The organism is Tardiphaga sp. (assembly GCF_025356345.1).
Classification (GTDB): domain Bacteria; phylum Pseudomonadota; class Alphaproteobacteria; order Rhizobiales; family Xanthobacteraceae; genus Tardiphaga.
Map to the genome: position 1 here is coordinate 1 of NZ_JANXTC010000276.1, position 24,199 is coordinate 24,199.

The following is a 24,199-nucleotide window of genomic DNA, read 5'->3' on the forward strand; positions in this document are numbered from 1 at the left end:
CCTTGAGTCCGCCAAAAGCCAGCGAAACATGACGCGCTTCGAGCAGCACGGTCATGACGCCCTGCCCTTGACGCGCGCCATGTTTCGCTGGCTTTTGGCGGACTCAAGGTAACCAACGACGTCAGTTTCAGCCTCGGCGCCGGTGACCGCGTCGCATTGATCGGCCCGAACGGCGCCGGCAAGACCACACTCGTCAATCTCATCACCGGCGATCTGGCGCCAAGCGCGGGCCGCTTCCTGATGGGCGATGATGACATCACCGACCTCGGCATTCCCGAGCGTGTGCGCCGCGGACTGGTGCGGACCTTCCAGACGACGCGGCTGTTTGAAAACCTGACGGTTGCCGACAACGTCGCGCTGGCGGTTATGCAGCGTCGACGGATCAGCAAACGATTTTTCTCCAGCGCGACGGAATTGCCTGACGTGCGTGTCGAATGGTGCGAGATCCTCGCCAGCCTCGGCCTGGATCGGCTGGCTTATCGCCAGGTGATTGAATTGGCTTACGGCCAGCAACGGCTGATCGAACTCGCCATCGCCGTCGCCTTGCGGCCCAGGGTGCTGTTGCTCGACGAACCCGCCGCCGGCGTGCCGCATGACGAGGCGCCGAAAATCCTGGAGGCGATCAATCAGCTTCCTGCTGACATCGCCGTGCTGATGATCGAGCACGACATGGACCTGGTATTCAAATTCGCCAGTCGCGTTCTGGTGCTGGCGGCCGGACGGTTGATCTTCGAGGGATCGCCGGCGGAAGTCACCGCCGATCCTGGCGTGCGCCGCGCCTATCTCGGGAGCTATGCCGATGCCCGCCGCGTCCCTTGAAGTTGACGGCCTCTGCGCCGGTTATGGCCCGATCAGGATCATGGAAGGCGTGACCTTCTCGGTGAAGGCTGGCGGTCGTCTTGCGGTGCTCGGCCGCAATGGCATGGGCAAGACGACTCTGCTGGCGAGTTTGATGGGACTGACCACGCGGCATGGCGGCCGGATCAACATCGGTGATCAGGATGTTACCGGCCGTCGCACCTCCGCACGAGCCGATCTCGGCCTTGGCTACGTGCCACAGACCCGCGATATCTTTTCATCGCTGACGGTCGAAGAAAATCTGCGTACCGGGCTGAAGGGCCGGCCGGCTGCGGCGCTGGCGGAAGCTTATGAGATGTTTCCGCGCTTGCGCGAGCGTCGCGGTAATTATGGCAAGCAGCTGTCCGGCGGCGAGCAGCAGATGCTGGCGATGGCGCGCACGCTGCTTGGCAAGCCGAGCATATTGTTACTGGACGAGCCGCTTGAAGGGCTGGCGCCGGTGATCTGCGATGAATTGATGCTGCTGCTTGGACAGTTGGCGGCGAGCAATGAAGTCACCATCATCCTGGTCGAGCAGCAGATCGAACGCGCGCTCGGCTTCGCCGACAGCGTGATGGTGATGGAGCGTGGCCAGATCAGCTGGGCAGGCGCTCCGGCGGCGTTGATCGCAGATCGCGCGCTGGTCGATCGGCTGGTCGGCGTCGGTATTCACTAGACTGACTCCCGCCCGGCCTTTCATTCAACGATCAACACTAGTCACGGCACCGTTTCACCCGCGGCGCGGTGGCCGAGGGGCTATTGCTGCTTGCCTCGCCGCTACGGCGGAAAAGTGCGATAGCCGATCGCGGGCGCCGCGCTCGAGCTCAAAAGGTCACGGTCGCGTAGGCCTTGGTGATCTCGCCCGCCACCCGTTGCAACTGCTCGCGCAGCATGATCTGGCTGGCCTTCGGCATCCGGAACGCTGGCGCCACGAAGGAGAGCGCGGCCACCACGCCGTTGACATCGCGGATGCCGACCGCGGCGGCATAGACATGCGGCGTGATTTCAGCGCGCGATTCCGCCCAGCCCTGTTCCCGGATTATGGCGAGTTCGCGCTGCAGCGCCCTGCGCTGTGTGGCAAAGGCCGGCTCCCGGGCGATCGCGTCGCACAGCGTGGCGTCGCAGTCGTCCGGTGGCAGATGCGCAAGCAGCAATTTTGGCCCGGCGCCGCGATGCAGCGGTAGCGCGGTGCCGACTTCGAAGGTCAACCGGATCCGGGACGACGATTCTGCGCGTTCGATGCATACTGCGCGGTCGCCGGACCGCCGAATGAGAATGATGGTTTCGCCGGCCTCCTGGGCGATCCGCTTCATGAACGGGCGGGCTACCGACGCAAGGTCCGTTCCCGCCCGCGCGGCCTGGGCCAGTCCGATCACGCGCGGTGCCAGCACAAAGCAGCCACGTCCATCCTCGTCGATCAGCTCCGCCTCGCGCAGGATTCCGATATAGCGATAGGTGGATGACAGCGGCACGCCAATCTGTTCGGCCAGGCTCTCCGCTGAATGCCGCGGCCTCTCGACGGAAAACGCCAGCAGCGCGCGGAGAACTTTGCGCGAGCTGCCGTCGGCGGCGATTGTCCGCGATGGCTCGTCACGTATCGGCGCGAGGGCGATCTTCTTTGTAGCCAACACAGCCTCCGATTGACAGGCGCGCCGCCCGCCACTGGCGGCAGCTGGATGTCATCCCCGCATCAACAATTATTGTCAGCGCTAGACGTCTCATAATCCAAGATGTGGTTCTCAGCAAATGAGAAAGATAAATTTTCATCGAACGGTCACGATTCCGTCGCGTCTGGCGCTGGCGAGCGCACTGCGCAGCTGAGGCGTCGGTTACAGGGCTTCGGCCACCCCGAGTAGCTGCTTGCGGATATTCGACGCCGCCGTCACTTCCCAGAACGTACCACGCGTCGCCGGGCCGATCGCAAATAGCCCGGGTTGCGAATGGCCGGCGCGGTCGATCAGACGGCAGCCGCTATCGACATCGAGCCCCAGCCCATTCGGACCCGGGCGGACGCGGCCGGAGGCGAGCAGCGATTGCACCAGCGGATCATCGACTTTGTCGTATCGCTCCTCCGGTCCAGTGCAGTTCAGGATCCAGTGGGTGGCAAGATCGAGTGTGCCGCGGCCACGCCGCCGTAGCGTGACGTGATGGCCGGTCGCGGTGGTGGTCGCTGCGGTCACCCGGCCGGCGATCACGCGCAAGCGTTGGCCGCGCTGCAACTGCTCCAGCAGCGCCGCGACATCCGGCGCCAGCCGGTGCCGGTGCGCCAGCCAGATCGACCGCAAATGCCGCGAAAACCGTGCGCGTTCGGTCGCGGATAGGCCTTGCCAGAGCTCCGAGGTGTACAGCCGAAAACTGTCGATCGCGGTCTGCCACGGAATCCCGAGGGCGGCCTTGTGCCGGATATCCTCGCGCAGCCTTTGCAGCAATCCGCGCACCGTCTTTCCCGGCCAGCTCTTGACCGGGTCGGGATCGGCGACGGGAACGACATCGATCCGTGGCAGCAACCCGCGCCGCGACACCATGGTGATCTCGTGCCTGACGCCGCGATGCACGAGGTCGATCACCACGTCCACCGCGGTGGCACCGGTGCCGATTACCATGACGCTGTCGTCCGCGCCGATCGGATCGAGCGCGCCCGTTGCCCAGACATTGGAGATCGAACGCGGTGAAGGGACGACGCCGGCAAAATCGGACGGTGGATGATTGCCGATGCACAGAAACACCAGCCGGGATTCGATGATGTCGCCCGACGCGGTGGCGACGCGGTAGCCGTCGCCGTGCTTCTCGACAGCCAATGCCGCGTCCACCCGCATGTCGAGTCTGCCGCCTGCGCTGACCTCGGCCAGTTGCGCGCAGAGGAAATCGCCATAGGCGGCGCGCGGCACGAAGGCGGTCGAATAATCAGGGCCGGCGGCATGACCGTTCGCCGCGAGCCAATCGGCGAAGCCCTCCGGATCATCGGCACCGACGCCGCCCATCTTGTAGGCGGGCACGTTGATGCGATGCCATGGCTGTGTCGCGGAATAGGCCAGCCCGCGGCCGAAGCGGCCGTCGCGATCAAGCAGGGTGATGCCGCCGATGCCGGGAAGCTTCGCCAGAATGATGGCGGCGAGCGTGCCGGCCGCGCCGCCGCCGATGATGGCGACGCTCAGGGGCGTTGGGTGCTGCGATGTCATGGACGGCGTTCTGGGATGGATTGAAGGCCCGAATAGGTCATTCCGGCGGCGCGTAAGTGGCGGGATCGACCGTTGGCGGTCGCCCCCGCAGCGCGAGCCGGCCGATCCGCGCCGGCGTCTCGCAGATCACCTGGCCACGGCGAACCACCGCCAGCCGGGTTGCCTTGAGCCGGATTGCCTCGATCGGGTCGCGCGCCTGCAGCAGCACCAGATCGCCATTGCAGCCGACCTCGAGGCCATAGCCTTCGAGGCCCATGATCTTTGCCGGATTGCTGGTGACGGCGTCGAAGCAGTAGCGCATCGCATCAAAGCTGGTCATCTGCGCGACATGCAGCCCCATATGCGCGACTTCCAGCATGTCGGCGGAGCCCATCGAGTACCATGGATCCATGCAGCAATCCTGGCCGAAGGCGACGTTGATGCCATGTGGCCGCATCTCCGGCACGCGGGTCATACCGCGGCGCTTCGGGTAGCTGTCGTGGCGCCCCTGCAGCACGATGTTGATCAGCGGATTGGCGATCGCCGCGACGCCGGCCTCGGCCATCAGCGGCAGCAGCTTGGAGACGTAGTAATTGTCCATCGAATGCATCGAGGTCAGATGCGAGCCGGCGACGCGGCCGCGCAGACCGAGCCGCTGCGTCTCGCAGGCCAGCGTTTCGATGTGCCGCGACAGCGGATCGTCGCTCTCGTCGCAATGCATGTCCACGCGCAACCCGCGTGCCGCCGCGATCTCGCACAACGCCTTCACCGAGGCGGCGCCCTCGGCCATCGTGCGTTCGAAATGCGGGATACCGCCGACGATGCTGACGCCCTTGTCGAGTGCGCGGGCGAGATTAGCGGCCGCGGTTGGCGACCGAAAATAGCCATCCTGCGGAAACGCCACCAGTTCGAGATCGAGCCAGGGCGCTACCTGCTTCTTGACGTCGAGCAGCGCGTCTACCGCCAGCAGCCGGTCGTCGCAGATGTCGACATGGCTGCGTATCGCCAGCACGCCCTGCGCCACCGCGAGGTCGCAATAGCGCAGCGCGCGTTCGACCAGCGCCTCATAGGTCAGGATCGGCTTCAATTCGCTCCATAGCGCGATGCCCTCGAGCAGCGTGCCGGAGGTGTTGAGGCGGGGCAGGCCGAGCGACAAGGTCGCATCCATGTGGAAGTGGATATCGATGAAGGGCGGCGACACCAGCTGTCCGGCGGCGTCGATCACGCGGCCGGCTTCGCCCTCAAGCCCCGGCTGCACGGCGACGATACGTCCGTCCGCGATGGCGATGTCCTGGCCGCGGCGGCCGTCCGGCAGGTTGGCATTGCGGATGAGCAGATCGAATGGCATGCGGCCCTTTGCAAATTTGAAGACGAATTATCGGCGCTGCGCCGCAGCATTGCAAGGCGCGGCAGTTCTTCGTCGTGCCCGCGGCAGGGAGTGGGGACAAGCCGGCGTTTCGCCGGTGGGGCCGCTGCGGGACAGGCCTCGCGTGGCTGGGTCGCTAGACAAAAAGGGAGTTCTTTGGCGGGGCGCTTTTCCGTTAGGATGGTTGCCAACCCGTACAGGAGATTTTCATGTTCATCGCCATGAACCGCTTCCAGGTCAAGACCGGCGCCGAGCAGGCGTTTGAAACCGTCTGGGCGACGCGCGAATCCTATCTCAGCGAGGTGCCCGGTTTCGTCGAATTTCATTTGCTGAAGGGCCCGGTAGCCGACGATTACACGTTGTATTCCTCGCACACGACCTGGGCCAGTAAGGCTGAGTTCGAGGCCTGGACCCGGTCCGAACATTTCCGCAAATCCCACGCCCGCGCCGGCAACAAGAACGGCGAGAGCCTGTATCTTGGCCACCCGAAATTTGAGGGATTCGAGGTGGTCCAGTCCGAGCGCAACAGTGCCGCCGCGGCCTGAGCCGGTGCGCAACCAGCACCGCCTGTAAGCATGGCCCTGGCGCGGCCTGCAATTGACCGTGAAACGAATTGTCCTATGGTGCCGCCGATCGGGCGGCATTGGTGGACCATCCGAGTAAAGGATGCGCCATGACCAGCAAGATCATTATCGCGACGCCCAAGGCGCCCGCCGCCGCGGGACCCTATTCGCAGGCCGTACGTACCGGCAATCTGGTGTTCTGCGCCGGGCAGTTGCCGATGGACCTGTCGGGCGCCATGCCGGCGACCATCGCTGAACAGACCCGGCAATCGCTGCGGAACGTCGCCGCGGTACTCGAAGCGGGCGGTGCGAGTCTCGCTTCCGCCGTCAAGACCACGGTGTTTCTCAAGGACATGAATGATTTCGCGGCGATGAACGCGGTCTACGCGACGTTTTTCGCCGAAAATCCGCCGGCGCGCTCGACCATCGAAGTGGCGCGGCTGCCGAAGGATGCGCTGGTCGAAATCGAAGCGATCGCGATCAGCGAAGGTTAGTATCCGTCATTCCGGGCTGCGCTTCGGCCGGCGAAGCCGGTGAAAGTGCAGACCCAAAATCCCGAACTGTTCAGCATGTCCGGGTTCGCTCGCAGCTTGCGCTGCTCGCGCCCCGGAATGCAAAACGTCAGCCGCGGAAATCGATCGCCCGCAAAATAATGCCTGGCGGTCGCCCCTCGAGTTCGACCGCGACGAATTTGCGCGAGGCGCATTCGCTGATCTTGTCACGTAGCCGCAGGAATTGCTGCTCACGTTGACCGGCGGAGGTCCGCTTGACGCCCTCGATCTGGTCCATCGCATCGGTGCTGATCGCACATGGCACGCTGGTGGTGTCGTCCATCATGGTGAACAGCACGACCGAGCGGTCGATATCATAGTCGGTGAAGCCTGCGTCGGTCAGTGCCATCGGGCGGTCTCCTCGATCAGCCGTGTTACTTGCGCTTTATGGGCGGGTTGAGTTCGGCGATCTTCGACAGGCACTCTTTCTCGGTATCATGCGGGCCGGTGACGAAGGTGCCGCTGACCTTGGTGGTGTACCAACCGGAGGTGACGCCGAGACGCAGCGATTCTTCGGTCTCAACGTGACGCGACAACAGGGGTTGCATGCAATTTCCTTTGAAAGATGAAAATAACGGTGCGCCCTTTCAGGGTGAATAGCCATCGCTATGTTCGCGCCTTTGTCGGCGGTACAGGGTGATTGCAAGTGTCGCGGCAATCCGGCGCAGCCGCCAGGTATCGATTCCTTCAATCCTCGTTGTCCCGCATTCGCGCCACCAGCATCTCTGCCACCAGCCGTGTCGATGGCGAGGCATTTCGCGCGGCCAATTGCACCAGCGTCACCTGTGTGGCCTCGAGCCGCTTGTCGCGCAGCGGCACCCCGACCAGTGTGCCAGCCTGGATCGAGGGCATCGCCGTATCGCGCGGCAGGAAGGTCGCCAGTTCGGTGCGCGACACGATGGTCTGGGCGAAAGCCAGCGAATTGGTCTCGTTGCAGATCTGCAGCCGGACATTGGCCTGCGCGCAGGCCTTGTCGATTTCCTGCCGGATGCCGAAGGAAGGATCCGGCACCACCACCCGCAGCCCTGCCAGATCCTTCATGCCGCAGGAGATTTTGCCCGCCAGCGGATGGTCCGGCGCCACGATCAGCTGCACCGATTGCCGCATCCGTGCCAGCTCGACCAGATCGCGCCGTGGCGCACGGCCAAAGATCAGGCCGAGATCGACCTCGTTCTGGCCGACCATCTCGGCGACGTCGCGTGAGCCAACGGCGGTGACCGACATCGAAATCCCGGGATAAGCACCCGACAGGTCGACGAAGAAATTTGGCAGGAAGCTCGCCAGCATGCCCTCGACGGTGGCGATCTTGACCTGGCCGCGACGCTGCGAATCGAACGCCTCGACCTCGCTGCGCAGCCCGTCGAGCTGGTCGCGGTTCTCGATCGCATAGCGATACAGCACGTGGCCGGCGTCGGTCAGGTTCATGCCGCGGGCGCCGCGCTCGAATAATTTGACCGAGAGCTCTTCTTCGAGCCCCTGCATCTGCCGGCTGATCGCGGAAGGCGCGATGCGGAGCGCCGCCGCCGCCTGTTTGATCGAGCCGCATTCCGTCACGATCCGGAAATAGCGGATGGAAGTCGATTCAATCACCTTCGGTATCCCGATCCGCTGCCCAACGATCTGGCAGCCCTAGACTAGCATTCTTATTTTCAGACCGACCGCATCGAAATTCAATGCTTTTATTCGACCTATAGATTTGCCATGTTTGCCGAGAACAGGTTCACGGTCATCGATGGAGAATATGGATGTTTCGTCCCCGACTGGCTCGCATCTCAGGCTCATTGCTACTGGCGATTGCCAGCCTCGGCGCGTCGGCCATGGCGTCCGCGGAGGACGTGATCCGGTTCGGCGCTCCATTGCCGATCACCGGGCCGCTGGCGCCGGAAGCCGTCAAGCAGCAGATGGGTTATAATCTGTGGGCCGAGGAGGCCAACAAGGCTGGGGGCATCAATGTCGGCGGCAAGAAATACAAGGTCGAGATCGTCTATGGCGATTACCAGTCCAATACGCCGCGTTCGGTGCAGACCACCGAGCAGATGATCACCCAGGACAATGTGAACTTCATGTTCGGGCCGTTCGGCTCGGGCGCCGCCAAGGCGGCCAGCACGATCTCCGAGAAATACAAGATGCCGACCATCGCGGCCTCGGCCTCGTCCTCGCAGGTCTATGATCAAGGCTACAAATATCTGTTCGGCACCTTTACCCCGAACGACACCCTGACCACGCCACTGACCGGGATTGTCAAGGCCAAGGCGCCGGACGTGAAGAAGATCGCGATCCTGGCGCGCAACGATCTGTTCCCGCTGGCAATCGCGCAGGAGATGGAGAAATCCGCCAAGGCGGTTGGCCTAGAGGTTGTGTACTCCGAAAAATACGCCATCAACACGCTCGATCACTCTGCCACGCTGTCGCAGATCAAGTCGCTGGCGCCGCAGTGGGTCTTCATCACCGGCTATACCAACGACCTGCTGCTGATCCGCAAGCAGATGGTCGACCAGCAGATGAAGGCGTCGGTAGTCACGATGATCGCTGGTCCCGCCTATCAGGATTTCATCGAGGCCGCCGGGCAGAGCGCCGAGAACATCTCCAGCGCGTCGTGGTGGCATCCGGCCGAGCAGTATGACGGCAAGGACATTTTCGGGAAGACGTCGAACTTCGTGCGGCTGTTCAAGGCGAAGTATAATTCGGAGCCGGACTATGGCCAGGCTTCGGCGGCGGTGTCCGGCGCGCTGTTTCAGCTGGCCATCGAGAAGGCCGGCACGCTTGATCGCGACAAGGTGCGCGATGCGCTTGCCAGCCTGGATGTCATGACCTTCTGGGGTCCGGTGAAGTTCGGCGCCAATGGCCAGATCAACTCGCTGGAGCCGCCGGTCTTCCAGATCCAGAACGCCAAGCCGGTGGTGCTGTTTCCGGAGGCGATCAAGCAGGGCGAATTCAAGCTCGGCGTGAACTGAACGTCGCGCTCGCCCTGAGGAATTCACATGCTGGCAGTCCAGGTCCTGATCAATGCGCTGGTGCTGGGCTGTCTTTACGCCTGTATCGCCATTGGCTTTTCGCTGGTGTGGGGCGTGCTCAACGTCATCAACCTGATCCACGGCTCGTTCATCGTGCTCGGCGCCTATCTGGCGTGGGGCGCCTATCAATGGGCCGGGATCTCGCCATGGTTCGCGCTGCTGCTCGCCGCGCCGCTGTTCTTCGCCTTTGGCTATCTGCTGCAGCGGCTGCTGCTTAACCGCGTCATCACCGCGCCGGTGCTGGTGACGCTGACGTTGACCTTCGGGCTCGATCTGATCCTCAACAATGCGATGATCTATTACTTCAAGGCCGATTACCGCAAGCTGACCCTGAGCCCGCCGACCGGCTCGGTCTCGCTGTTCGACGTGGTGGTGCCGGTCGATCGGCTGATCGCCACGGTTTCGGCGCTGGCGCTTACTGGACTGCTGTATCTGCTGTTGCGGCGCTCGAAGGTCGGCCGCGCCATCGTCGCGGTCCGGCTCGACCGTGACGCCGCGGTGCTGATGGGGGTCGACGTCAAGTCGATCTATGCCATCGCCTTCGGCCTCGGTGCCGCTCTGGCGGGCTGCGCCGGCGTGCTGATGGCATTGATTTTCCCGATCTCGCCGCTGACCTCGTCGGCCTATCTCGGCAAGGCCTTCGTGGTCTGCGTGCTCGGCGGCCTTGGCAGCGTGTCCGGCGCGCTGGCCGGCGGCCTGCTGCTGGCGCTGGTCGAAGGTATCGGCTCGGTCTATCTCGGCCCGGCGCACGCGACGACCCTGTCGTTCGTGCTGCTGATCGTGTTTCTCGTCGTTCGCCCGCAGGGCCTGCTCGGCCGAAAGGGTTTTGAATGACCCGGGCCAATATCGCACTGTTGCTGCTGATCGCCTGCGTCGCGTCGTTGCCGCTGTTCGGCGGCGCCTACGCGCTGCGGCTCGGCACCATGGCCTGCATGTATGCGATCTTCGCGCTGTCGTGGAACATCGTCGGCGGTTTCGCCGGCTATCCGTCCTTCGCCACGGCGGCCTTCTTCGGCCTTGGCGCCTATGCCACCGGCGTCCTGCTCAACAAGGGCGTGCCGCTCACCGTTGCCTTGGTCGGAACCCTGATCGCGTCGTTCCTGCTGGCGGCGGCGCTGGGCGCGATCCTGTTGCGGCTGCGTGGGCATTACTTCGCCATTGCCAGCCTGTCTCTGGTCGAAGTATTTCGCGAACTGGTCAACAATGCCACGGACCTCACGGGCGGCGGCATGGGGCTGAATATCCCGTTGACCTCCGGCTCCGGCATTCTCGCCGATGCGACGTTCTTTTTCTATGCGATGTGGGGTCTACTGGTAATCACCGCGCTGGCGGTGATCGTCGTCTCGGCGTCGAAACTTGGCTTCGGCCTGAACTGCATCCGGCAGAACGAGACCGCCTCCAACATGGTCGGGCTCAATGCCACGCTCTACAAGAGCATCGCCTTCGGCCTGTCGGCGTGTTTTGTCGGCGCGGCTGGCGGCATCTATGCGGCCTGGGTGCATTACATCGATCCATCCGACGTGTTCGACATTCTCTATTCGGTCAAGCCGATCGTGATGGCGCTGATGGGCGGGCTGGGCTCGCCGCTCGGCGTGGTCTGCGGCGCGTTCCTCTATCTTGGCCTCGAGGAAGTGGTCTGGCGCAATTACATTCAGATCCATTCCGGCGTGCTCGGTGTTCTCATCATCGTGCTGCTGCTGTTCCTGCCGCATGGCCTGATCTCGCTGCGGCGGGGGATGTTCTGGCGAAAGGCAAAACATGTCTGAGATGCCGCACGAAATCCTGCACCTCAGCAATGTCTCGCGCAATTTTAGCGGGCTGAAGGCACTGAGCGATGTCTCGATCTCCGTCAACAGGGGCGAAGTGCTCGGCCTGATCGGGCCGAACGGCGCCGGCAAGACCACTCTGGTCAACACGATTTGCGGGGTCACGCCAGCCAGCGCTGGCGTCGTCACATTTGATGGCCGCGACATCACGCGGGTAAAAACCTATCAGGCGGCGCGGCTCGGCCTGTCGCGCACCTTCCAGGTCGTGCAGCCGTTCGCCGAATTTACCGCGCTCGACAACGTCGCCGCGGCAGCGCTGTTCTCGCAGCCCGGCGAAAGCCTGAAATCGGCGCGCGAGGAGGCCCGTGCGCATCTGGCGTTCGTTGGCCTGGAAGCGCAGGCCGGCCAGTCCGCGGCGACGCTGACGCTGGCGATGCGCAAACGGCTTGAACTGGCCAAGGCGCTGGCAATGAAGCCGAAGCTGCTGTTCCTCGACGAGGTCAATGCCGGCCTCAACAGCGCCGAAGTCGAGCGTGCCACAAAATTGATTCATCAACTGGCCGCGAATGGCATCACCATCGTGATGATCGAGCATCTGATGAAGGTGGTGCTCAACGTCTGCACCCGCATCGCGGTGCTGCATAATGGCCGGCTGATTGCCGACGGCGCGCCGCGCGACGTCATCAAGAACCCCGCGGTGGTCGATGCCTATCTGGGCCAGCAATATGCACAACGGAACGCCGCCCGTGGATAGGCCGCTGATCCTCGAACTGCAGCAGGTCCGCGCCGGCTATGGCGAAATCCAGGTGCTGTGGGGCATCGACATGGCGGTGCGATCGGGCGAGATCACCGCGCTGATCGGCTCCAACGGCGCCGGCAAGACCACCTTGATGCGCGCGCTGTCAGGGCTGCTCCCGGTCCAGTCGGGCAGGTACTTTTCTGAAGGCGTTGATCTCTCGGCTGCGAGGGCCGGGCAGATTCTGGCCCATGGCATCGTGCACGTGCCCGAGGGCCGCCGGTTGTTCGGCGCCATGAGCATCGAGGACAATCTGCTGATGGGGGCCTATTCGCGCAAGGTGACGCGGGCCGATATCGCGCGCGACCTCGACCGCGTCTACACCATTTTTCCGAAACTGCTGGAGCGCCGTAACCAGGCTGCCGCGACCCTGTCGGGCGGCGAGCAGCAGATGTGCGCCATCGGTCGCGGATTGATGAGCGCGCCACGGCTGCTGATGATCGACGAGCTGTCGCTTGGCCTGTCGCCGCTACTGGTCGAGCAACTGGTCGCGGCGCTGCGGACGCTGAACGCGGAGGGCATGTCGATCCTGCTGGTCGAGCAGGACGTCACCACCGCGCTGGATCTCTGTCATTCCGCCTACATCATGGATATGGGCCGCATCGTGCGCACCGGGCAGGGCGCCGAACTGCTGGCCGATCCGATTATTCGCGACGCCTATCTCGGCGTCCTCGAAGACTGATTTCATCGCATCCAACGAGGCAACCATGATCGACACCGTCGAAGCAGCCAATAGTGGCTATCGTTATATGCCTGGCGTCACGCAGTATTCTTGCGGCGTCGGCGCGCTGCCCGGTTTCACGCTGCAGCGGGTACGCTTCTCCCGCGTAGTGCCGTTGAAGCAGGGCTTTGCGATGATCGCCGACATCGTCGGCAAGGCCGGCCGGCCGCTGACCTCATTCGCCGCCTGCGAGTTGCGCTCACCGGCGCCATTTACCGAGCAGGGTTTCAAGGACTTCAACGAGATCTACATCAAGACCCTGATCGACTGGGGCGTGATGAAGGATGGCGTCAACCCGATCGCCCGCAGCAACGTCTGTCCGAAGCTCGATCCGCCGTCGGAGCCGGGCTTCCATGCCTTCACCTTCGCGGTCGCCGCGGACGACGCGCCGGAATCATTCGTGGTGGCCGGCAGCGGCGAATCCGCGGAAGGCAAGGGCGACTACCGCGACAACACGGTGTGCCTCGGCGATGTCAGCCCGCCCGCCATGCTGGCAAAGGCCAAATGGGTGCTCGACGAAATGGAGCGCCGCATGAGTGCGTTCTCCGGCAGCTGGAGCCAGACCACTGCCGTACAGCTCTACACCGTGCGCGACGTCTATGCCCTGCTGGAAAGCGAACTCGGCCGTCGTGGCGTGTTGCGCAACGGCGTCACCTGGCACTTCAACCGCCCGCCGGTGGTCGATCTGGAGTATGAAATGGATTGCCGCCGCGTTCACCTTGAGCGTGTCGTCGAAGTCTGAACCGGGAAATTGTGATGACCTCACCTCAATCGGTAAAGCGCGTGGCAGTGGTCGGGTTGGGCGCGATCGGCCGTGCCGTTGCCACGGCACTGGATGGCGGCTTGGATGGGCTGGCGCTGGTCGCCGTGTCGGTCAGCGATCCCGCAAAGCACCGGGAGTTTCTAGCCGCCTTGTCAAAGTCGCCGGCGATCCTGCCGATCGATGCACTGGCGGATGTCGCGGATATCGTGATCGAGTGCGCGCCGGCGGCCTTGCTGCGGTCGATCGTGGCGCCGTTCGTCAGCCGCGGCAAGACCGCGATCATTCTCAGCGTTGGTGCGTTGCTGGAGAATGATGATCTCGTCGCGACGGCAAAGCAGAATGGCGGCCAGATCGTGGTGCCGACCGGCGCGCTGATCGGCCTCGACGCCGTGACGGCGGCAGCCGAGGGCACCATCCATTCGGTGCGGATGGTGACGCGAAAGCCGGTGAAGGGCCTCGCGGGTGCGCCCTACATCGTCGAAAACAACATCGATATCGAGAGCATCACCGAGCCGCTGAAGATCTTTGACGGCACCGCGCGCGAGGCTGCCAAGGGATTTCCTGCCAATCTCAACGTCGCGGTCGCGCTGTCACTGGCCGGCATCGGCCCGGACCGCACCCGGCTGGAAATCTGGGCCGATCCCGCGTTGACGCGCAACGTGCATCGCGTCGAAGTCGATTCCGACTCCGCCAGCTTCACGATGTCGATCGAGAACATCCCGTCGGAAAATCCGAAGACCGGCCGCATCACCGCCCTGTCGGTGATCGCCTATCTGCGCAAGCAGGGATCAGCGCTTCGCGTCGGTACATAGCGGCGCGGATTTTGCAGGGTGGTCGCGGATCACTGCGCGAGGATGCATCATGCCAGCCCGTTTTCTGACGCGTTCCGCCACCGTCATCGCGCTGGCGGTCGGAATGGCTTTTGCCGCTGTGATGCCGGTGGCGGAGGCATCGGATGTCATCCGCTTCGGCGCGCCGCTGCCGCTCACCGGCGGCCTCGCGCCTGAGGCCCTGAAAGCCCAGCAGGGCTATGACGTCTGGGTGGAGCAGGTCAACAAGGCCGGAGGCCTCAGGGTCGGAGATCGCCGGCTGAAGGTCGAGATGGTCTATGTCGACTATCAATCGAACACGCCGCGCGCGGTGCAGGCGGCCGAGGGCCTGATCACCCAGGACAAGGTCGACTTCCTGTTCTCACCGCACGGCTCGGGTGCCGCCAAGGCCGCCAGCATCGTGTCGGAAAAATACAGGATCCCGACGGTCGCCGCGACCGCTTCGTCGCAGCAGGTGTTCGACCAGAAGCCCCGCTACCTGTTCGGCACCTACACGCCCAATGCCACGCTGCTGGAGCCGCTGTTCAAGGTGGTGCGGGCGAAAGCGACGGCGGTGAAAAAGGTCGCGATCTACGCCCGCAACGATCTGTTTCCGTTGGCGCTCGCGCAGGAGATGGAGCAGGTCGCCAGGGCCAATGGCATGGAGGTCGTCTCCAACGAAAAATTCTCGATCAACGCGCTGGACCACGCCTCTGCGCTGTCGGTGATGAAGAACCTGGCGCCGGACTGGATCTTCATTGCCGGCTACAGCAACGACAATATCCTGATCCGCAAGCAGATGATCGATCAGCGCATCGAGGCACCGGTGGTGACGATGCTGACCGGGCCGTCATTTCCCGAATTCGTCGAGGCGGTCGGCATTGCCGGCTCGGAGAACATCACCGGTGCCGCCTGGTGGGACGCTGCCTCGCGCTATCCGGCCGATGACGTGTTCGGGTCGAGCGAGGGCTATCTGAAAGCCTTCAAGGACAAATACGGCCGCAATCCGGATTATGGCAGCGCGTCCTACAGCGTGGCCGCGGTGACGATGCAGATGGCGATCGAAAGCGCTGGCTCGCTCGACAAGGAGAAGGTCCGCGATGCTCTGGCCGGGCTCAACGTGCGTACTTTCTTCGGGCCGATCAAATTCAACGCCAGCGGTCAGGCGGATTCCTATTCGCCGCCGGTATTCCAACTGCGCAACGGCAAGACACTGGTGCTGTCGCCGTCGGAAACCCGTCAGGGCGAGTTGCAGCTCGGCGTGAAGTAGCAGGAGAAAGTGGAGGGCGCCGCCTAGACGCCGGCGCTGACCGTCTTTCGATAGAGCGCGCTGTAGCTGGCCGCCGAAATGTTCCAGCTGAAGGATTTCGACATCGCGCTGCGGCGCATCGAGTTCAGGCGATCCTTCGAGCCAAAGGTCGCGAACGCCCGCATGATGCCACCGAGGAAGGACTCGGTGGAAGGCTTGGTGAACAGGAAGCCGGTTTCGCCATCGACGATGGTTTCGGCAAGGCCGCCGGTCTGGTGCCCGATCGGCAGTGAGCCGAAGCGTTGCGCGTACATCTGGCTGAGCCCGCAAGGCTCGAAGCGCGATGGCATCAAAGTGAAATCGCTGCCGGCGAAGATGCGGCGGGCTTCGCGGTCGTTGAAGCCGATGGCGACGCCGATCGCATCGGGACGGCGTCGATGCGCCTCCATCAGCGCCTGCTCGATCGCGGGCTCGCCGGTGCCGGTGACGACGATCTGGCCACCGGCCGACACGATGGCGTCGGCGGCCGACAGCACCAGGTCGACGCCCTTCTGATGCACCAGCCGGGCGACCAGACCGAAAATAGGCCCGCGTGATAGCGCGAGCCCGAATTGCTGGCGGACTCCGTCGGCATTGGCGCGTTTGGCTTCCCAGTCGCCGGCGCCGAACGGTCGCATCAGTTCGGCGCAGACGCGCGGGTCCCAGCTCTCGTCGATGCCGTTGAGGATGCCGGTGAGTTGCGCCTTGTTGGAGCGGGTGCGCAGCAGCCCCTCGAGGCCGCAGCCCAGTTCGGGCGTGGTGATCTCCCGGGCGTAGGTCTCGCTCACCGTGGTGAGGTGCGAGGAGTAGATCAGCCCGCCCTTGAGGAAGGACAGCTTGTCGTAGAATTCAAGTCCGTCGATGTGGAACGATTCCACCGGCGCGCCGATGCGGCGCAGCGACTCTTTGGGAAACAGGCCCTGATAGGCCAGGTTGTGAATGGTGAGGATGGTTGGAATCCGGATCCCACTCCAGGCCAGATAGGCCGGGACCATTGCCGACTGCCAGTCATTGGCATGCACCAGATCGGCCGACCAGTTCGGGTCGAGCCGGCCGGCGGCCAGCAGGGCGGCGGCGGAAGCGAACCGGGCGAAGCGGATATCATTGTCCGGCCAGTCGCGTCCACCGGCGTCGCCATAGGGATTGCCGGGGCGGTCATAAAGTTCTGGGCAGAGCAGGATGTAGACGGGCATGCCGTCCTTGGTCGCCGCCAGCCCGAGCTTGCAGGCTGGCATTTCCGCGAGTGCCGGGCATTCGCCTACCACCTCGATGGTTTCAAACTGGGAAACCACACTGCGATAACCGGGTAAAATCACTCTGACATCGGTCCAGATCCGCAACGCCCGGGGCAGGGCGGCGGAGACAGCCGCGAGGCCTCCCACCCGAACGAAGTCGTCAATCTCCGGAGTGACGAACAGAACCCTCAAGAATTTCCCTCATACCAGCGGTTGCCGTACCCATCAGAACCATTCCGTCATCACTGGTATCAACGGAACTGGAACCCGGTTTGATACTTGCGCTGCGAAACGGTCTCTCCGCAGTGCACTATAACACACGAGTTACTACGGCATTGCAAAATAGAAACGTGGGTTGCGAAATTCTTTTGAACCTCACGCCACGGGTGCCGCGCGGATGGCGAGACGCGAGAAGCTCAGCAGGCAACCTATGGCCGCAAAGCCAGCGCCGAGCGCCAGTGCCAGTGTCGCGCCCTCGTGGCCGACCAGGCCAAAGCAGAAGGCGGCCAGTGCCGCGCCGGTGGTCTGGCCTATCAGTCGGGCGGTGGCGACCATGCCGCTGGCGCCGCCGCTGCGTCCCGCCGGCGCACTGGCCATGAAGGCCTTCATGTTCGGCGCCTGGAAAAATCCGAAGCCTGCGCCACAGATCACCATACGCCAGACGATGTTGGCGACGCTGGGCTCCGATGGCAGCAAAGCGAGCAACATCATACCGAGGCAGAGCAGCGCCAGCCCGAGACCGCCGAGGATGCCGGCGGGATAGCGATCCGACAAGCGGCCGGCAATCGGCGCCATGATCGCCACCACCAGCGGCCACGGCGTGAGCAGGAAGCCGGTCTCGACCTGGGAGCGATGCAGGATGTCCTCGAAGTAGAATGGCAGCGACACGAAGGCGAGACCCTGAACGGCGAAGGTAAAAATCGCGGTCGCTGCCGACAGCGCAAACATCGGGCGCCTGAACAGGTCAATCGGTAATACCGGGGCGGGGTGGCCGGTCTGCCGGCGCAGCAGCAGCCAGCCGATCAGCAGGCCGCCGATAAGTTCGGCGATGACGAGCGGCGCGGCGGCGTGATGCGCCGCGCTGCTGATGCCCAGGATCAACAGGCTCATGCAAGCGGCCGCCAGCAGCGCGCCCGGAAAGTCGAAGGCATGGCTGGCCCGCGCGGTCTGCGGCAGGGTCTTCATGCCGACCACGATTGCAATCAGGCCGAACGGCAGGTTGACGGCAAACAGCCATGGCCAGGTTGCCACTGACAGGATTCCGGAGGCGATGGTGGGTCCTAGCGTAAAGGAGATCGCTACGACCAGCGCGTTGTGACCGAAGCCGCGGCCCAGCATGCGCTTGGGATAGACGTGTCCGACCAGCGCCGTATTGACGCTCATGATGCCTGAGGCGCCAAGGCCCTGTAGCGCGCGGGCGACAAGCAGGCTGTCCAGCGACCACGCCAGCGCGCAAGCCACCGAAGCCAGCGTGAACAGCACCAGCCCGCCGAGATAGATGCGCTGGTGGCCAACGATTTCGCCCAGCGCGGCGAACGGCAGCAGGGTGGCTACCAGGGCAATCTGGTAGACGTTGACGACCCAGATCACATCGGCCGGGGTGGTGTGCAGGTCGGCGGCGATGGCCGGCAGCGCGATATTGGCGATCGCGGTATCCAGCGAGGCCATCGCCATCGCGGTGAAGATCGCGAAAGTGGCCCAGCGCCGTTGTTCGGGAGGCAGGCCATCCATCGGCAGGGCAATCCCCGCCGTCATTCCATCTGCCATCGTCGCGATCCTGTAGCGGCGCCGAAATGCAGCCGGAGCGGCTATGTAGTCCGGATCGGTGACCCGCTACAGCCACCGATCTGCATGAGGCGTATGCGCCTGCTGGAGCGGAAATCCGCGGCTCAGCGAGGCTTTGCGGTCCGTGCCGGTGTAAACCATGCGCCGGACGCCACGGCGGTTGCAATCAGGGTTCCGTAGATCACGAGTGCGAAAGCGAGCGCGGCGAACAGCCAGGTCAGCGATCCCGTCAGCCGCAGCGCCAGCCAGCCGCCGCCGATCGAAATCACCAGTCGTAGCAAGCCGGCGGCGAGTGGCCAGATCATCCTGCCGGCGCCCTGCGAGGCAAAATACAGCGACAATCCAAGGCCGAAGAAGCCGTAGGTCGGGCCGACGATGCGTAGATAGGTGCTGCCGGTCTCGATCATCTGCGGGTCGGTCCCGAACAGCCCGAGCCAGACCGCAGGCCAGATCGCCGCCGCGAGGCCCACGCTCTCGGTGAGCGCGAACACCATCGCCCCGCCGATCAAGGCGACGCGCAGCGCGCGTGCCTCTTGTCCGGCCCCGATGTTGGTGCCGACCAGCGCGACCAGCGGCCCGCCGAAGCCGAACGCCAAGGGCACCATCAGATATTCCAGCCGCACGCCGGTACCGAAACCGGCCACCGCGTCGCCGCCGCCATAAGCGCCAACCAAAGCGGTGGTCAGCAGCACGGTCAGGCTGGTCTGTAGCGAAACCACCGCCGCGATAGCGCCCACCCGGAGAATGTCCATGGACAGATCCCAGCGTGGCCGCGCCAGCTCGAAACGAACGATGCAGCGTCCGGACAGGATGTAGCTGGCCAGCACGGCGGTGACGATCGCAGTCGTGATGACGACAGCCCAGCCGCCGCCGGCAATGCCCAGCGCCGGGATCGGTCCCCAGCCGAAGATCAGCAGCGGTGACAGAGGAATGAGCAGCACCACGCCGACACAAACCGCCAGCGACGGCACCAGCATATTGCCGGTGCCGCGAATGATACTGGCCAGCGCATTCATCAGCCAGACCAGCACGGCGCCGCCAAAAACCACGTTGGAATATTGCATCGCGGCTTCGAGCGCGCCGCCATCTACGCCCATCGCATGATACAGCGGCCGGCCCCAGATCAAAAAGATCGCTGAACCGAACAGGCCAATGGCAATGTTGAGCCCGGCGGCGTGCATCACCAAAGCTTGCGCGTCGTCGTGGCGGCGAGCACCGAGCGCACGCGCGATCGCCGAGGAAATGCCGCCGCCCATCGCACCGGCCGACAGCATCTGCATCATCATGAAGCCGGGGAACACCACCGCCATGCCGGTCAGCGCATCGGTACCGAGATGCGACACCCACCAGGTTTCGATCAGCCCGGTGGAGGCTTGCGCCAGCATCACCAGCAGGTTTGGCCAGGCCATTTTCAGCAGTGTCGATACGATCGGCGCCTGCAGCAGCATCCGCGTGCGCGGGTTCATTTCGTGGATGGCGGTGGCGGCGACGATCGCCTGGGGCGGGTCGAGCTTCATCGGGAGCCGTCCTGCGAGGCCGCGGGAGTTTTGCGGGGGTTGCTCAGACGTCGTTGCACCCGCGGCCCGGCGGCGGGGCCGGGGGCGTTGGTGTGGGTGGCATCGGTGATCGGCTGCCCGGTGACGCGATCGACCAGGATCGGGTCGGCCGACAGACCCGTACTCTTATCGACCAGCATCACGCTGATGCCCTCGGGCGCAAAGTGCTTGTTGCCGAACGCCTGCAGCGCCAGCAATACCGGCCGGAAATCGCGGCCGCGCGGCGTCAGCACATACTCGTTGCGCGGTGGCCTCTCGCAATAGCGCCGGCGCTCGAGCAGGCCGGCCTCGACCAGCGCGGTGAGGCGGCGGGTCAGGATGTTTGGTGCGATGTTCAAGTTGTTCTGGAATTCATCAAACCGCGTCATGCCGTAGATGGCATCGCGCATGATCAGGATGCTCCACCACTCGCCGACGCGCTCGAGGCTGCGGGCGACCGGGCATTCCATATCGCCGAAGCTTTTGCGCCGCATCGGATAAACATAGGCGAGTTACTATCATCATGCAAGTTACATGGTCTTAGCCCGGATAAGCGCTGGCTTGCGCTCGAAGAGGGCAAGCCAGCGCGCCATCCGGGGGGCGACCTATGACTGAAACGCCGGCCCCGGATGGCGCCGACAGCCCGCGCTGACGCGCGGACCACCGGTCTATCCGGGCTACAAGGGAATCATCCCACCATCCGTTCCCGCCCGGCCCAGAAGCTGGCGCGCAGCGCCTTCTTGTCGATCTTGCCGACCCCGGTCATTGGCAATTCACTGACAAACTGGACATGCTTGGGCGCGTGCGCCGAGCCTTTTCGCGACTTTACCAGCCCGATCAATTCCTCAACGCTTGGCCGGGCGCCGTCGCGGAGCACGATGATGGCAGTGACGGCTTCGCCCCATTTGTCGTCGGGTACGCCGACCACCGCGCACATCGCAACGTCGGCATGGCTGGTCAGAACATCCTCCACTTCGCGGGGAAATATGTTGAAGCCGCCAGAGACGATCATGTCCTTCTTGCGGTCGAGGATGAACAGGTAGCCGCGCTCGTCGGCCCGCGCGATGTCGCCGGTGTGCAGCCAGCCGTTCTTCAGCGTCTCCGCGGTCTGCTCCGGCCGTTTCCAGTATTCCGCCATCACATGCGGCGCGCGCACGCAGATCTCGCCGGACTCGCCCGTAGCGACTTCGCTGTCGTCCTCGCCGAGGATGCGGACGTCGCAGGCGGCGATCGGAAAACCGCAGGACAGGAACAGCTCGGGCTGCTTCGGATCGTGATCGGCCTTGCGCAACACCGAGACGGGGTAGCATTCGGTCTGGCCATAGAGCTGCGAGAATACCGGCCCGATCCGCTCGATGCCCTCGACCAGCCGGCTCGGCGACATCGGTGACGCGCCATACAGAACGAGCTCGAGTGACGACAGATCGGTCGTCGCCATCGCCGGATGGTCGAGCAGCACATAGACCATGGTCGGCACGAACAGCGTGAAGTTGATCCTTTCGCGTTCGATGGTGCGCAGCACGGCTTCCGGATCGAACCCCTTCAGCATGTGGACGGTACCGCCGCGGATCAGCGTCGGCAGCACCTTGGTGCCGGCGACATGGCTGATCGGCGCCACCGTGAGGTAGCGCGGCGAATCCGGAATCTCGAAATCGGCCAGGATCGCACTGGCAAAGCCCGCGACCTGGCGATGATAGCGCAGTGCGCCCTTGGATTTTCCGGTTGTGCCGCGGGTGTAGTTCAGCACCGCGATATCATCGGCATTGGCGAATTCCCGCGCGGTGGAAGTGCCGCCGGCCTCGGCGGCAGCCAGCAGATCGACGCCGTAGTCCGCGCGACCAAGCGTAAAGATATGTCGCAGGCCCTGCGCGCGGGTCGCCAACTCGCCACCGCGCTGCGAGAAGCTGTCGGCGTCGATCACCAGGATCTCGGCGCCGGAATCCTCGATCTGGTCGATCTGGTCGTCGAGCGACCCCAGCGGATGCAGCCATGAAATGCCGAACCGCGACAATTGCGCGGCGACGCCGGCGCACCAGGTCTCGGCGCGGTTGGCGGTCAGCAGCGCCACGCGAGTACCGGGCTGCGCGCCGAGATTCATGAAGATCGACTGGAAGCGGCCGATCATGTCGGCGGCGCCGCGGTAGCTCAGCGATCCGCCGGGCCAGTGGAAGGCGATGCGGTCCGGATAGCGCGCCAGCGCCCGCAGCGTCTGCGCGCCGACCGTCGGAAACGTATTGAGCCAGTCGCCCATCGTTCTCTCCCATATTTTGTGATTGGCCTTCGTTCGTGCCAATCTTGGTGAGCACGCTAACAACGAAACCGATGCGGGGAAACACAAACCCGCGCAGCCCCAGAGGAAACGTCCTTGAAGAACCTGGATCCGCTGGCGCGGCTGCGCGGCCGCCTGCATCTGCCGCTGATCGCCGCGCCAATGTTTCTGGTCTCCGGCGTCGAACTCGTCGTCGCTGCCTGCAGCCATGGCGTGATCGGGTCGTTTCCGACTGCCAACTGCCGCAGTGCCGAGCAGCTCGATGGCTGGCTCACCGAGATCGATACCAGGCTGCGGCGCCAGGCCGACGCCGGCGGCAAGGCGGTGGCGCCGGTCTGCGCCAATCTGATCGTGCATCGCTCCAACGTCCGGCTGGCCGAAGACCTCGCGGTACTGCTCCGCCACGCCCCCGAACTGGTCATAACTTCGGTAGGCTCGCCGGCGCCGGTGCTGGCACCCTTGCATGACGCCGGCGCGCTGGTGTTCGCCGATGTTGCCAGCCTCCGTCATGCCGAGCGCGCGATCGCCGCCGGCGCCGACGGGCTGGTGCTGCTCACCGCCGGCGCCGGTGGCCAGACCGGCTGGCTCAACCCCTTCGCCTTCGTGCGCGCCGTCCGGCAGTTTTTCGACGGCCCGATCGTGCTGGCCGGCGGCATCAGCGATGGCCACGCGCTGCGCGCGGCGCAGGCGCTGGGCTGCGACCTTGCTTACATGGGCACCAAATTCATCGCCACGCAGGAGAGCATGGCCGATCCCCGCTACAAGGCGATGCTGATCGAAAGCTCCGCCGATGACATTTTGCTGACGCGTGCGTTCACCGGCCTGCAGACCAACATGTTGCGTCCCTCGATCGTCGCCGCCGGCCTCGATCCCGAGGCGTTGCCCGAACGTGGCGCGATCGACATCGCGAAAGACATCGATGTCGGCGCCCGCGCGAACCGTCCGGCGCGCTGGAAGGACATATGGAGCGCCGGCCATTCGACCTCGGGCGTCGATGCGGTACTGTCGGTTGCGGAACTGATCGAGCGGACGGCGATTGAATTCCGCTGCTGATTGTTCCCCACCGCTGGTATCTGCTAGGGTGCGCCGCGCCTTCAGCGGCAATATTTTGGTTTTTCAGGAGATCTCGATGCGCAGATTTTTCACGGTGCTGGCGGCGCTGGCGACCCTCAGCCTGACCAATTGTGGCTACAACGCCATCCAGACCAGCGACGAGCAGGTCAAGTCCTCCTGGTCGGAAGTGGTCAACCAGTATCAGCGCCGCGCCGATCTGGTGCCGAACCTGGTGAATTCGGTGAAGGGCTTTGCGCAGCAGGAGAAGGACGTGCTGCTCGGCGTCACCAATGCCCGCGCCAAGGTTGGCAGCGTGCAGGCGACGCCGGAAGTGCTGAACGATCCCGCCGCGTTCCAGAAGTTCCAGGCAGCGCAAGGCGAGCTGAGCGGTGCGCTGTCGCGGCTGCTGGTGGTGACCGAAAATTACCCGCAGCTCAAATCCGACGCGCTGTTCAGCAATCTGATGGCGCAGCTCGAAGGTACCGAGAACCGCATCGCCGTGGCGCGCAACCGCTACATCAAGACGGTGCAGGATTATAATGTCGGCGTACGCACCTTCCCGAACAACCTCACGGCGATGATTTTCGGCTACAAGGAGAAACCGAATTTCTCGGTCGCCAATGAGAGCGAGATTTCGACGGCGCCGAAGGTCGACTTCAATCCGCCCCCCGCGCCAGCGGCCAAATAGCC

At 64.1% G+C, this 24,199-nt stretch carries 25 protein-coding genes; 14 read left to right on the forward strand and 11 right to left on the reverse strand.

Translation table 11 applies throughout. The features are described from left to right. Positions 1-87: 87 nt before the first annotated feature. Together Q0S16_RS17045 and Q0S16_RS17050 are read left to right on the forward strand one after the other, a co-directional pair. Positions 88-819, forward strand: coding sequence for an ABC transporter ATP-binding protein (locus Q0S16_RS17045; RefSeq protein ID WP_295850452.1), 732 nt, complete (start codon positions 88-90; stop codon positions 817-819). Next, complete coding sequence (locus Q0S16_RS17050; protein WP_295850364.1) at positions 800-1,513, forward strand: ABC transporter ATP-binding protein; 714 nt, start codon at positions 800-802, stop codon at positions 1,511-1,513. Before Q0S16_RS17045 ends, Q0S16_RS17050 begins: the two co-directional genes overlap by 20 nt. Before the next feature lie 148 nt (positions 1,514-1,661). Here the strand turns inward: Q0S16_RS17050 and Q0S16_RS17055 are convergent, their stop codons facing one another. The 3 genes from Q0S16_RS17055 to Q0S16_RS17065 all read right to left on the reverse strand — a co-directional run bounded on the left by Q0S16_RS17055 (position 1,662) and on the right by Q0S16_RS17065 (position 5,343). Further along, a complete protein-coding gene (locus Q0S16_RS17055) occupies positions 1,662-2,465 on the reverse strand; it encodes an IclR family transcriptional regulator (protein ID WP_295850367.1) in 804 nt (267 codons plus the stop codon). Between the two features lie 201 nt (positions 2,466-2,666). Further along, entirely contained in the window at positions 2,667-4,016 is a 1,350-nt protein-coding gene (locus Q0S16_RS17060; RefSeq protein ID WP_295850370.1) for an FAD/NAD(P)-binding protein, read from the reverse strand. 37 nt (positions 4,017-4,053) lie between these two features. Further along, a complete protein-coding gene (locus Q0S16_RS17065) occupies positions 4,054-5,343 on the reverse strand; it encodes an amidohydrolase family protein (RefSeq protein ID WP_295850372.1) in 1,290 nt (429 codons plus the stop codon). 227 nt (positions 5,344-5,570) lie between these two features. On the opposite strand from Q0S16_RS17065, the gene Q0S16_RS17070 reads away from it, so the two are divergent. Continuing rightward, positions 5,571-5,906 carry an antibiotic biosynthesis monooxygenase gene (locus tag Q0S16_RS17070; RefSeq protein ID WP_295850375.1) on the forward strand — a complete coding sequence of 112 codons (336 nt, stop codon included), beginning with the start codon at positions 5,571-5,573 and terminating at the stop codon, positions 5,904-5,906. A gap of 128 nt (positions 5,907-6,034) precedes the next feature. Further along, the gene (locus Q0S16_RS17075; protein ID WP_295850379.1) at positions 6,035-6,418 is read left to right on the forward strand and encodes a RidA family protein; all 384 of its coding nucleotides are present in this window, start codon (positions 6,035-6,037) and stop codon (positions 6,416-6,418) included. A gap of 127 nt (positions 6,419-6,545) precedes the next feature. Here Q0S16_RS17075 and Q0S16_RS17080 read toward each other — a convergent pair whose 3' ends face one another. The 3 genes from Q0S16_RS17080 to Q0S16_RS17090 form a co-directional block, all read right to left on the reverse strand. Continuing rightward, the gene (locus tag Q0S16_RS17080) at positions 6,546-6,824 is read right to left on the reverse strand and encodes a DUF1488 family protein (protein WP_295850382.1); all 279 of its coding nucleotides are present in this window, start codon (positions 6,822-6,824) and stop codon (positions 6,546-6,548) included. Positions 6,825-6,849: 25 nt separating this feature from the next. Next, positions 6,850-7,023 (reverse strand): hypothetical protein, encoded by a 174-nt coding sequence (locus tag Q0S16_RS17085; protein ID WP_295850385.1) that lies wholly within the window; start codon positions 7,021-7,023, stop codon positions 6,850-6,852. Between the two features lie 139 nt (positions 7,024-7,162). After that, the gene (locus tag Q0S16_RS17090) at positions 7,163-8,065 is read right to left on the reverse strand and encodes a LysR family transcriptional regulator (protein ID WP_295850388.1); all 903 of its coding nucleotides are present in this window, start codon (positions 8,063-8,065) and stop codon (positions 7,163-7,165) included. A gap of 155 nt (positions 8,066-8,220) precedes the next feature. Here Q0S16_RS17090 and Q0S16_RS17095 point away from each other — a divergent pair, with 155 nt between their 5' ends. From Q0S16_RS17095 to Q0S16_RS17130, 8 genes are read left to right on the forward strand one after another with little or no spacing between them, the layout of a single operon-like run. Next, complete coding sequence (locus Q0S16_RS17095) at positions 8,221-9,429, forward strand: amino acid ABC transporter substrate-binding protein (RefSeq protein ID WP_295850390.1); 1,209 nt, start codon at positions 8,221-8,223, stop codon at positions 9,427-9,429. Between the two features lie 27 nt (positions 9,430-9,456). Next, positions 9,457-10,323: a branched-chain amino acid ABC transporter permease gene (locus Q0S16_RS17100; RefSeq protein ID WP_295850393.1), complete on the forward strand. Its 867-nt coding sequence runs from the start codon at positions 9,457-9,459 to the stop codon at positions 10,321-10,323. Further along, positions 10,320-11,255: a branched-chain amino acid ABC transporter permease gene (locus tag Q0S16_RS17105; RefSeq protein ID WP_295850397.1), complete on the forward strand. Its 936-nt coding sequence runs from the start codon at positions 10,320-10,322 to the stop codon at positions 11,253-11,255. Before Q0S16_RS17100 ends, Q0S16_RS17105 begins: the two co-directional genes overlap by 4 nt. A 1-nt stretch (position 11,256) precedes the next feature. Beyond that, positions 11,257-12,009 (forward strand): ABC transporter ATP-binding protein, encoded by a 753-nt coding sequence (locus Q0S16_RS17110; RefSeq protein ID WP_295850455.1) that lies wholly within the window; start codon positions 11,257-11,259, stop codon positions 12,007-12,009. Further along, positions 11,981-12,733: an ABC transporter ATP-binding protein gene (locus tag Q0S16_RS17115; protein ID WP_295850457.1), complete on the forward strand. Its 753-nt coding sequence runs from the start codon at positions 11,981-11,983 to the stop codon at positions 12,731-12,733. The genes Q0S16_RS17110 and Q0S16_RS17115 overlap by 29 nt, the downstream gene beginning before the upstream one ends. Positions 12,734-12,758: 25 nt before the next feature. Beyond that, the gene (locus Q0S16_RS17120) at positions 12,759-13,514 is read left to right on the forward strand and encodes a hypothetical protein (RefSeq protein WP_295850400.1); all 756 of its coding nucleotides are present in this window, start codon (positions 12,759-12,761) and stop codon (positions 13,512-13,514) included. 14 nt (positions 13,515-13,528) lie between these two features. Then, positions 13,529-14,347, forward strand: coding sequence for an aspartate dehydrogenase (locus tag Q0S16_RS17125; RefSeq protein WP_295850403.1), 819 nt, complete (start codon positions 13,529-13,531; stop codon positions 14,345-14,347). A 49-nt stretch (positions 14,348-14,396) separates the two neighbouring features. Then, positions 14,397-15,614: an amino acid ABC transporter substrate-binding protein gene (locus Q0S16_RS17130; protein ID WP_295850406.1), complete on the forward strand. Its 1,218-nt coding sequence runs from the start codon at positions 14,397-14,399 to the stop codon at positions 15,612-15,614. Between the two features lie 23 nt (positions 15,615-15,637). Here the strand turns inward: Q0S16_RS17130 and glgA are convergent, their stop codons facing one another. The 5 genes from glgA to Q0S16_RS17155 form a co-directional block, all read right to left on the reverse strand. Continuing rightward, a complete protein-coding gene (glgA, locus tag Q0S16_RS17135) occupies positions 15,638-17,059 on the reverse strand; it encodes a glycogen synthase GlgA (RefSeq protein ID WP_295850408.1) in 1,422 nt (473 codons plus the stop codon). Positions 17,060-17,242: 183 nt separating this feature from the next. Beyond that, complete coding sequence (locus Q0S16_RS17140; protein ID WP_295850411.1) at positions 17,243-18,634, reverse strand: MFS transporter; 1,392 nt, start codon at positions 18,632-18,634, stop codon at positions 17,243-17,245. 122 nt (positions 18,635-18,756) lie between these two features. After that, on the reverse strand, positions 18,757-20,169 hold the full coding sequence (locus Q0S16_RS17145) for an MATE family efflux transporter (protein WP_295850413.1): 1,413 nt from the start codon (positions 20,167-20,169) through the stop codon (positions 18,757-18,759). Continuing rightward, on the reverse strand, positions 20,166-20,681 hold the full coding sequence (locus Q0S16_RS17150) for a helix-turn-helix domain-containing protein (RefSeq protein WP_295850415.1): 516 nt from the start codon (positions 20,679-20,681) through the stop codon (positions 20,166-20,168). Before Q0S16_RS17150 ends, Q0S16_RS17145 begins: the two co-directional genes overlap by 4 nt. A gap of 194 nt (positions 20,682-20,875) precedes the next feature. Next, a complete protein-coding gene (locus Q0S16_RS17155; RefSeq protein ID WP_295850420.1) occupies positions 20,876-22,438 on the reverse strand; it encodes an AMP-binding protein in 1,563 nt (520 codons plus the stop codon). Positions 22,439-22,552: 114 nt separating this feature from the next. Here Q0S16_RS17155 and Q0S16_RS17160 point away from each other — a divergent pair, with 114 nt between their 5' ends. Together Q0S16_RS17160 and Q0S16_RS17165 are read left to right on the forward strand one after the other, a co-directional pair. Next, positions 22,553-23,509, forward strand: coding sequence for a nitronate monooxygenase (locus tag Q0S16_RS17160; protein ID WP_295850424.1), 957 nt, complete (start codon positions 22,553-22,555; stop codon positions 23,507-23,509). Positions 23,510-23,585: 76 nt separating this feature from the next. After that, on the forward strand, positions 23,586-24,197 hold the full coding sequence (locus tag Q0S16_RS17165; protein ID WP_295850426.1) for a LemA family protein: 612 nt from the start codon (positions 23,586-23,588) through the stop codon (positions 24,195-24,197). Positions 24,198-24,199 lie beyond the last annotated feature (2 nt).

What these genes read in the sequence shown, in the direction of transcription:
- Q0S16_RS17070 (WP_295850375.1), top strand. Translation starts at nt 5,571, where the DNA reads ATGTTCATCGCCATGAACCGCTTCCAGGTCAAGACCGGCGCCGAGCAG.
- Q0S16_RS17140 (WP_295850411.1), bottom strand. Translation starts at nt 18,634, where the DNA reads ATGGCAGATGGAATGACGGCGGGGATTGCCCTGCCGATGGATGGCCTG.
- Q0S16_RS17105 (WP_295850397.1), top strand. Translation starts at nt 10,320, where the DNA reads ATGACCCGGGCCAATATCGCACTGTTGCTGCTGATCGCCTGCGTCGCG.
- Q0S16_RS17115 (WP_295850457.1), top strand. Translation starts at nt 11,981, where the DNA reads ATGCACAACGGAACGCCGCCCGTGGATAGGCCGCTGATCCTCGAACTG.
- Q0S16_RS17155 (WP_295850420.1), bottom strand. Translation starts at nt 22,438, where the DNA reads ATGGGCGACTGGCTCAATACGTTTCCGACGGTCGGCGCGCAGACGCTG.
- Q0S16_RS17145 (WP_295850413.1), bottom strand. Translation starts at nt 20,169, where the DNA reads ATGAAGCTCGACCCGCCCCAGGCGATCGTCGCCGCCACCGCCATCCAC.
- Q0S16_RS17150 (WP_295850415.1), bottom strand. Translation starts at nt 20,681, where the DNA reads ATGCGGCGCAAAAGCTTCGGCGATATGGAATGCCCGGTCGCCCGCAGC.
- Q0S16_RS17085 (WP_295850385.1), bottom strand. Translation starts at nt 7,023, where the DNA reads ATGCAACCCCTGTTGTCGCGTCACGTTGAGACCGAAGAATCGCTGCGT.
- Q0S16_RS17125 (WP_295850403.1), top strand. Translation starts at nt 13,529, where the DNA reads ATGACCTCACCTCAATCGGTAAAGCGCGTGGCAGTGGTCGGGTTGGGC.
- Q0S16_RS17075 (WP_295850379.1), top strand. Translation starts at nt 6,035, where the DNA reads ATGACCAGCAAGATCATTATCGCGACGCCCAAGGCGCCCGCCGCCGCG.
- Q0S16_RS17130 (WP_295850406.1), top strand. Translation starts at nt 14,397, where the DNA reads ATGCCAGCCCGTTTTCTGACGCGTTCCGCCACCGTCATCGCGCTGGCG.
- Q0S16_RS17100 (WP_295850393.1), top strand. Translation starts at nt 9,457, where the DNA reads ATGCTGGCAGTCCAGGTCCTGATCAATGCGCTGGTGCTGGGCTGTCTT.
- Q0S16_RS17120 (WP_295850400.1), top strand. Translation starts at nt 12,759, where the DNA reads ATGATCGACACCGTCGAAGCAGCCAATAGTGGCTATCGTTATATGCCT.
- Q0S16_RS17050 (WP_295850364.1), top strand. Translation starts at nt 800, where the DNA reads ATGCCCGCCGCGTCCCTTGAAGTTGACGGCCTCTGCGCCGGTTATGGC.
- Q0S16_RS17065 (WP_295850372.1), bottom strand. Translation starts at nt 5,343, where the DNA reads ATGCCATTCGATCTGCTCATCCGCAATGCCAACCTGCCGGACGGCCGC.
- Q0S16_RS17080 (WP_295850382.1), bottom strand. Translation starts at nt 6,824, where the DNA reads ATGGCACTGACCGACGCAGGCTTCACCGACTATGATATCGACCGCTCG.
- Q0S16_RS17095 (WP_295850390.1), top strand. Translation starts at nt 8,221, where the DNA reads ATGTTTCGTCCCCGACTGGCTCGCATCTCAGGCTCATTGCTACTGGCG.
- Q0S16_RS17060 (WP_295850370.1), bottom strand. Translation starts at nt 4,016, where the DNA reads ATGACATCGCAGCACCCAACGCCCCTGAGCGTCGCCATCATCGGCGGC.
- Q0S16_RS17110 (WP_295850455.1), top strand. Translation starts at nt 11,257, where the DNA reads ATGCCGCACGAAATCCTGCACCTCAGCAATGTCTCGCGCAATTTTAGC.
- Q0S16_RS17165 (WP_295850426.1), top strand. Translation starts at nt 23,586, where the DNA reads ATGCGCAGATTTTTCACGGTGCTGGCGGCGCTGGCGACCCTCAGCCTG.